General features: G+C 42.1%; 8 protein-coding genes. 4 read left to right on the forward strand and 4 right to left on the reverse strand.

Going from position 1 to position 6,913, the window contains the following annotated elements; genetic code table 11:
- The 4 genes from WKF69_RS17800 to WKF69_RS17815 all read right to left on the reverse strand — a co-directional run.
- A partial coding sequence (locus WKF69_RS17800; protein WP_340383611.1) for a ribonuclease Z occupies positions 1-760 on the reverse strand: 760 nt, incomplete at its 3' end.
- Between the two features lie 18 nt (positions 761-778).
- Complete coding sequence (locus WKF69_RS17805) at positions 779-1,156, reverse strand: STAS domain-containing protein (protein ID WP_340383613.1); 378 nt, start codon at positions 1,154-1,156, stop codon at positions 779-781.
- An 80-nt stretch (positions 1,157-1,236) separates the two neighbouring features.
- Positions 1,237-2,184, reverse strand: a complete 948-nt coding sequence (locus tag WKF69_RS17810) for a phosphoribosylaminoimidazolesuccinocarboxamide synthase (RefSeq protein ID WP_340383615.1) — start codon at positions 2,182-2,184, stop codon at positions 1,237-1,239.
- A 23-nt stretch (positions 2,185-2,207) separates the two neighbouring features.
- Positions 2,208-3,170 carry a PhoH family protein gene (locus tag WKF69_RS17815; protein WP_340383616.1) on the reverse strand — a complete coding sequence of 321 codons (963 nt, stop codon included), beginning with the start codon at positions 3,168-3,170 and terminating at the stop codon, positions 2,208-2,210.
- A gap of 102 nt (positions 3,171-3,272) precedes the next feature.
- On the opposite strand from WKF69_RS17815, the gene WKF69_RS17820 reads away from it, so the two are divergent.
- The 4 genes from WKF69_RS17820 (at position 3,273) to WKF69_RS17835 (ending at position 6,783) form a co-directional block, all read left to right on the forward strand.
- Positions 3,273-4,052 (forward strand): SAM-dependent chlorinase/fluorinase, encoded by a 780-nt coding sequence (locus tag WKF69_RS17820; RefSeq protein WP_340383617.1) that lies wholly within the window; start codon positions 3,273-3,275, stop codon positions 4,050-4,052.
- Positions 4,049-4,345: an antibiotic biosynthesis monooxygenase family protein gene (locus WKF69_RS17825; RefSeq protein WP_340383619.1), complete on the forward strand. Its 297-nt coding sequence runs from the start codon at positions 4,049-4,051 to the stop codon at positions 4,343-4,345. Before WKF69_RS17820 ends, WKF69_RS17825 begins: the two co-directional genes overlap by 4 nt.
- The gene (locus WKF69_RS17830) at positions 4,342-4,869 is read left to right on the forward strand and encodes a hypothetical protein (RefSeq protein WP_340383621.1); all 528 of its coding nucleotides are present in this window, start codon (positions 4,342-4,344) and stop codon (positions 4,867-4,869) included. The genes WKF69_RS17825 and WKF69_RS17830 overlap by 4 nt, the downstream gene beginning before the upstream one ends.
- Positions 4,870-4,932: 63 nt before the next feature.
- Positions 4,933-6,783, forward strand: coding sequence for an ABC transporter transmembrane domain-containing protein (locus WKF69_RS17835; protein WP_340383623.1), 1,851 nt, complete (start codon positions 4,933-4,935; stop codon positions 6,781-6,783).
- The last annotated feature ends 130 nt before the right edge of the window (positions 6,784-6,913 follow it).

Raw genomic sequence — 6,913 nt, forward strand, 5'->3', positions numbered from 1 at the left:
CCTGCAAAGCAGTTGTATGAAAGGTCTCTTCTGCCCTCGCTAACATGTCGTGAAGAAAAGTTGCCTCGTGATATAGCGTGTCTGAATCTTTAATACAATCCAAATATTTCCAGCTGCAAACCGTGTCTGAACAATACACGTAAGCTTTCGGGCGATCTGCCTCAGTTGTAAGGCCTTCGGCTAAATGAACCTTTCCTTTTTTATCTGTAAAACTCGCTCCTTTTTTAATCAACTGGACCTGTTCTGTTGGAATTCTGAGTTCATCAATCTTTTCCTTGATCATTTTTCTCAGTCTTTGTTTTTCGGTAAACCGGAATCCAGTACATGGTATTCTGTGATCAAGCGGGAAGCTTTCGACAACGATGTCATAATTTTCAAAGATCTTTCCGCTCTTTTCCGGATTTGTGACATTGAAATTGAGGGGATATCTGAGGAACGTTTGCGAATGCTTAAATTGCAGGTCTATGATTTCCTTTAATTCCGGCGGACCGAAAATATCCATAGGCTTTGTCCTTCCATTCAAGTGAAGAGACGATAAAAGGCCTACAAGCCCTAAATAATGATCGCCGTGAAGATGACTGATGAAGATATGGTCAATGCGGTTTGCCTTTAAGCCAAAGTGCAAAAGTTGGTTTTGTGTCGCTTCTCCGCAATCGATCAGAATAAACTTTTCGTTAACGTTTAGAAGCTGTGCTGAAGGGTTTCTGTTAAATATTGGAGTTGAGGAACTGCTGCCTAAAATTGTGACTTCGAATTTCATGCAGTGCGTTCATTATCCCTATTTCAATTCTCTTTTAAGCTCTTTTTCTATCTCTTCCATGAAGATTACATCGATGCCCTCATCAACTGTCGCTACAATGGTCAAGATATTTTCCAGCTGAGAAATAGTTATAAGCCTGGCAATATTTTCATTGATGCCGGTAAGAATAAATGTTCCCTCAGCATTCTTGCAAATCCTATGACCAACCAGAAGACTGCTCAAGCCTGATGAATCTGAATATTTCACGTTCGAAAGGTCAAGGATAATGTTCCGCTGCCCTTCGGTATTCGTAAGTATTAATTCAGATTTAAGCTGGGGAGAAATCAAACTGTTAAGTTTGTTCTCGTTCAACTTAATCAAAACATATTTCTCGTGTTTATCTACTGTAAATTTCATTGGGTATAGTTTGGTTTCGGCATTAACCTGAACAGGTTTGGTACTAATTTAATTATTTATTCTGGTTTTTGATGAAATAATTACGAGAGTCGTGTAAGCGCCTCATTAATATTTCTTTCTACCCTTGCAGCCGGATCAGAGTTATCTTGCCTTGTAAATTTATCTCCCGTTATATGTTCGTATAGTTCAATATAACGATCTGAGACTGATTTTACAAATTCAGCGCTCATTTCAGGAATTGTCTGATCCTCCTTGCCTTGAAATCCATTTTCAATAAGCCATTTACGAACAAACTCTTTCGAAAGCTGCCGCTGAGGCTCGTTGCGTTCCTGAAGATCGTCATATCCATCGCGGTAAAAGTATCGTGAAGAGTCAGGAGTATGGATTTCATCGATCAGGTAGATCTTTCCATCGGCTTTTCCAAATTCATATTTGGTATCAACCAGGATCAGTCCTCTTTCTGCAACCATTTCCGTTCCGCGTTGGAACACGGCTCGGGTGTAGTTCTCAAGTTGTGAATAATCATCCTCCGAAACAATCCCCCGGCTGATTATCTCTTCCCTGGAAATATCCTCATCATGTCCAACTGAGGCCTTGGTTGTAGGGGTAATTATGGGATGGGAAAGCTTATCGTTTTCCTTTAGGCCCTCAGGAAGATCTACGCCGCATACAGAACGCCTGCCGGCCTGATATTCTCTCCATGCATGTCCCGCTAAATAACCCCTGATCACCATTTCAACTTTGAACGGATCACAGATCTTACCAATAGTAACATTTGGATCTGGAACATCCAGAACCCAGTTAGGTACAATATCAACTGTTGCCTGAAGGAATTTGGCAGCAATCTGGTTTAATACCTGCCCCTTGAAAGGAATCGGCTCCGGCAAGACAACATCAAAGGCAGAAATCCTGTCCGTTACCACCATCGCCAGAAATTTATCACCAATGGTATATACGTCCCGCACTTTTCCTTTGTAGAAGTTCTTTTGTCCTGGAAAATTAAAGCGGGTTTCTTTGATGGCAGTCATTTATTGTAAGCTATTATTTGTGGTTATTGAATATCACCGTAGGCTCTGAGTATATTTTTAACAAGTTTGTGGCGCACTACGTCATCCCCGTTAAGGTAGATGATATCAATTCCTTTAATTTCACCAAGAATACGCAGGGCGTTGTTTAAACCCGATTGTTGCTTTCTAGGCAGGTCAATCTGTGTTACGTCGCCTGTAACAATAAATTTAGCTGTCGGCCCCATTCTTGTAAGAAACATTTTAAGCTGCAAATCAGTGGAGTTTTGGGCTTCATCAAGTATCACGAAACAATTATCAAGCGTCCTGCCGCGCATAAACGCCAGTGGTGCAATCTCAATGGTCCTGTTTTCCAAAAAGGCTTTAAGCTTCTCTGCCGGGATCATATCATCCAGGGCATCGTATAGTGGGCGCAAATACGGATCAATTTTCTCCTTAAGATCTCCCGGCAAAAACCCCAGATTTTCCCCTGCCTCAACTGCAGGTCTGGTTAATATAATCCTCTTTATCTCTTTGTTTTTAAGCGCTCTGACTGCCAATGCAACAGCTGTATATGTTTTACCCGTTCCAGCCGGCCCTATAGCAAAAATGATGTCGTTCTTAATAATGCTGTCGACCATACGGCGCTGGTTTGCCGTACGTGCTTTTACAACAATCCCGTTAGGGCCGAATACGATCGGATCTCCCCCTCCTCCATTTCTCGGTGAGTTTGCTTCTGTCTCGTGATTCGAAACGATCTTCGCACCTAAGATCTGTTCAAGGTCGCTATTATTGAGGCTCTGAAACTTATCTGCATGATATAGGATCTCGGTGAATTTCAGATTGAAATTATTGATCTCCGCCTCATCCCCCAGGACTTTCAGATCAGTCCCTCTCGCTACGAGCTTTATCTTCGGAAAATGTTTCTTTATTATCTCAAAGTATTCGTTATTCGCTCCCCAGATCACCACCGGGTTCACATTTTCTAAAGTCAGATTTAGCTCGTTCAAGTTGCGGTTATTTTTAGTTCACGGTGTTTATTTGAGATTAAAATTCAATATTTGTACCAACAATATCTATCGCAAGATTAACAATAAATATTTACATTTTAAATGGCAATAATTACTTTAACGACCGATTTGGGCTATAAAGATTTTTATCAGGCTGCCCTTAAGGGAAGTATCCTGAGCCAGCTGCCAAATGCGAATATTGTTGACATCAGCCATGATATTTCTGCCTTTAATATTCCACAGGCTGCCTTCATCCTTAGAAATGCCTTCCACTATTTTCCCAAAGGAACTGTCCACTTAATTGGAATTGATTCTGTATTTAACGAAAAGACCAGATATCTGGCCCTGAAATACCGGGATCATTACTTTGTCGGATCAGATAATGGCATATTCTCTCTTCTTTTCGAAGAGGAGCCTTCAGAGATTGTTGAGCTGAACATTATGCAGGATCTGAAGTATCTTCACTTCCCTCTTTCCGATATATTCCCAAAAGCTGCCAGTCACCTGGCAAAGGGAGGCAAGCTTAAAGATATTGGGCTCCCGGTTTCAGGTGTTGAGGATCGCATGTCACTCCAGCCCGTTATCGAGCGCGACATTATCCGCGGAAGCGTTATCTATATCGATTCCTTCCAGAACATCATCACCAATATTACCAAGGAGATCTTTACCCGAGTTCAGCTTAACCGCGATTTTACTCTCTTCTTTAAAAGAAACGAGTCCATTTCCCAGCTTAGTTGGCATTATAATGAAGTTCCCGAGGGGGAGAAGTTATGCCTTTTCGGGATTAGTAACCACCTCGAAATTGCGATTAATAAAGGAAATGCCAGCGGACTGCTGGGGCTTCATCTCGGCGATATCGTTCGTATAGAATTTCAATCGTGATAACCAGAATCGTTAAATTGACTTTCAGGACGGAGGATGTACAGCATTTTGTCCAAATTTTCACCGAGTCTGCCACATTGATCCAGTCATTTGATGGCTGCGCTGGAGTACAGCTAATGAAGGATGCCAGCAATCAGAATGTTTATTTTACGTTGAGTAAGTGGCAAAGTGAAGATCATTTGAACACATACAGATCATCCGAACTTTTTAAAACAACCTGGGCACAAGTAAAACCCATGTTTTCTGAAAAACCTGAAGCATGGAGCCTTGCCGAAACAATCCCGATATTATGAAGCATTTTACCTTCATGCTGTTTCTCCTTTTGCTAAATCTTACACTATTGGCTCAAAGCGATACATCCGCTTATAATGTGCAACGCAATAAGATAAATCAGCTATTGCAGGAAAGAAGCGTTAAGTTCAGCCAGTACGATAACAGCCTGAGCAAACGAACAGGAATATTTGGGTTAAAGACTAAGAGAGACATGCAGGCTTCCAACGACATCCTGACCCAAATAGTACTTAACGACAATAACATATTCTCGGAGCTGAAAATCCTGCTCGACTATAAAGACTTTGAAAAGAAAGAGGTCCAGCATCGTGCAGAAACTGTAGAAGGCCGGATTGATCGATTTCAGACCACGATCACACGGCTTCAGCAGGAGAACGAAAGGCTGAAAGCTGAAAGCGAGAAGCAAGGTCGCCACGATAACAGCATGGTAATTTATCTGGCCGCGTCAATACTTGCATTGCTAATTGCTGTTATTTATGCTTTGAGACTGAAAAAATTACGCAAACCTGATATCCAGAGCATCTAACTTGACCAAATAAGGCTAATTTTGCCCCGTCATATTACTGACAAGATAATTCCAAGATTTTAAATGGCACGTGCTCGATTAAACAGCGGTAACGCTCAAGCTGAAGAACTTCCCAAGGCAAAGATCAATAAAGAAAGTATAAAGCAGGTAATGAGGCTATTATCCTACCTCAAGCCTTATCGCACTAAGTTTTTTCTAGGCTTAGCTTGCCTTATAATATCCAGCGGAAGTTCGTTTCTATTCCCGCTCCTAATGGGGCGTCTTATCGGCACAGGAGAACAGGCGAAGTCGACCGGGGCAATAATGCCAAAAGGACTACTGGACTCCTTCCCTACTGATATAAATACTGTTGCACTGACTCTGTTAGGTGTGTTGTTCGTGCAGTCAATATTCTCCTATTTCAGGATAAACTGGTTTGTAGAAGTAGCGGAGAAAGGGCTTGCAGATATTCGCCGAGATACCTACCACAAACTAATTACCCTCCCAATGAATTTCTTTTCACAAAGAAGAGTTGGTGAATTAAACAGCCGCCTTTCTGCCGACCTCTCGCAGATACAGGACGCGATAACCACTACCCTTGCTGAGATGATCAGGCAAGTAATCATTTTCACTGGAGGCATTATCTTTCTTGTTCTCGTTTCTGGCAAGCTGACAATGATGCTGCTTGCAGTACTTCCAATTATGGTTGTAATCGCTGTTGTTTTTGGACGTTTTATTCGGAAGCTCTCCCGAAAAGCCCAGGATAAATTGGCAGAATCAAATACCATAGTTGAAGAAACTCTTCAGGGCATTTCTAATGTAAAGGCATTTGTGAATGAAGCCTATGAAGTTGGAAGATACAACAAGAGTATCCGTGAAGTTGTCAAGATAGCAATGCGTGGAGCAAAGTTTCGGGGAATATTTGCATCTTTTATCGTTTTCTGTTTGTTTGGAACTATAGTTTCGGTCGTGTGGTATGGTTCGCACCTTGTTCAGGCTGGAGAAATCAGTTCGGAAAGTATGTTTACTTTTATCTTGCTTTCCATTTTCGTAGGTGCAGCAATGGGGAGTTTTCCCGAGTTATATGCAACTATGCAAAAAGCATTCGGGGCAAGTGAGCGGGTTCTGGAAATACTTGGTGAGGAAAATGAGCCGATCTCCATGCATGGAGAAAACAATCAGATCCACCAAAAAATAGATGGAAACCTGGAGTTTAAAGATGTCGTTTTTTCCTATCCGTCACGTAAGGAAATAACTGTACTAAACGGTGTATCGTTCGAAGCAAAGACTGGTGAGAAAGTTGCTATTATCGGTCCCAGTGGTGCCGGAAAATCGACAATAGCCGGTCTGATATTGCGTTTTTACGAAGCACAGAAAGGCAACTTATTATTTGATGGAAAAGACGCATCGGACTTCACACTAACAGACTTGAGAAATCAGGTTGCGATAGTTCCCCAGGATGTCTTATTATTCGGAGGCACTATCCGGGAAAATATCGCTTATGGCCGTCTAAGTGCGTCAGAGGATGAAATTGTTACTGCAGCTAAACGCGCTAATGCACATGATTTTATAGCAGGTTTCCCGGAATCCTATGATACATTGGTTGGCGAACGGGGCGTTAAGCTTTCCGGCGGTCAGCGTCAAAGGATTGCTATTGCACGTGCGCTCTTGAAAGACCCTGCTATCCTCATTCTGGACGAAGCTACTTCTTCCCTTGATTCCGAATCGGAGCGCCTTGTACAGGAAGCTTTGGAGGAATTAATGAAGAACAGGACGTCTATTATTATTGCACACCGCTTATCAACGATCCGCGAGGCAGATAAAATTGTTGTTCTGGAAAAGGGAAAAGTCATCGAAACCGGCAGCCATTCCGAGCTGATGAAAAATGAGGAAGGGCTTTACAGGTATTTTAGTCAATTACAATTAGAAGTATAATTTTGGAGTAACCAGTAATCAGTAACCGGTAATCAGTGCTACCGGGCCAACCTACCGATTACCGATTACCAAACTACCGATTACCAATTATGAAACTTACAATATGGGGTGCTGCGCAGCAAGTTACCGG

Source organism: Daejeonella sp. (genome assembly GCF_037719425.1).
Taxonomy (GTDB): Bacteria; Bacteroidota; Bacteroidia; order Sphingobacteriales; family Sphingobacteriaceae; genus Daejeonella.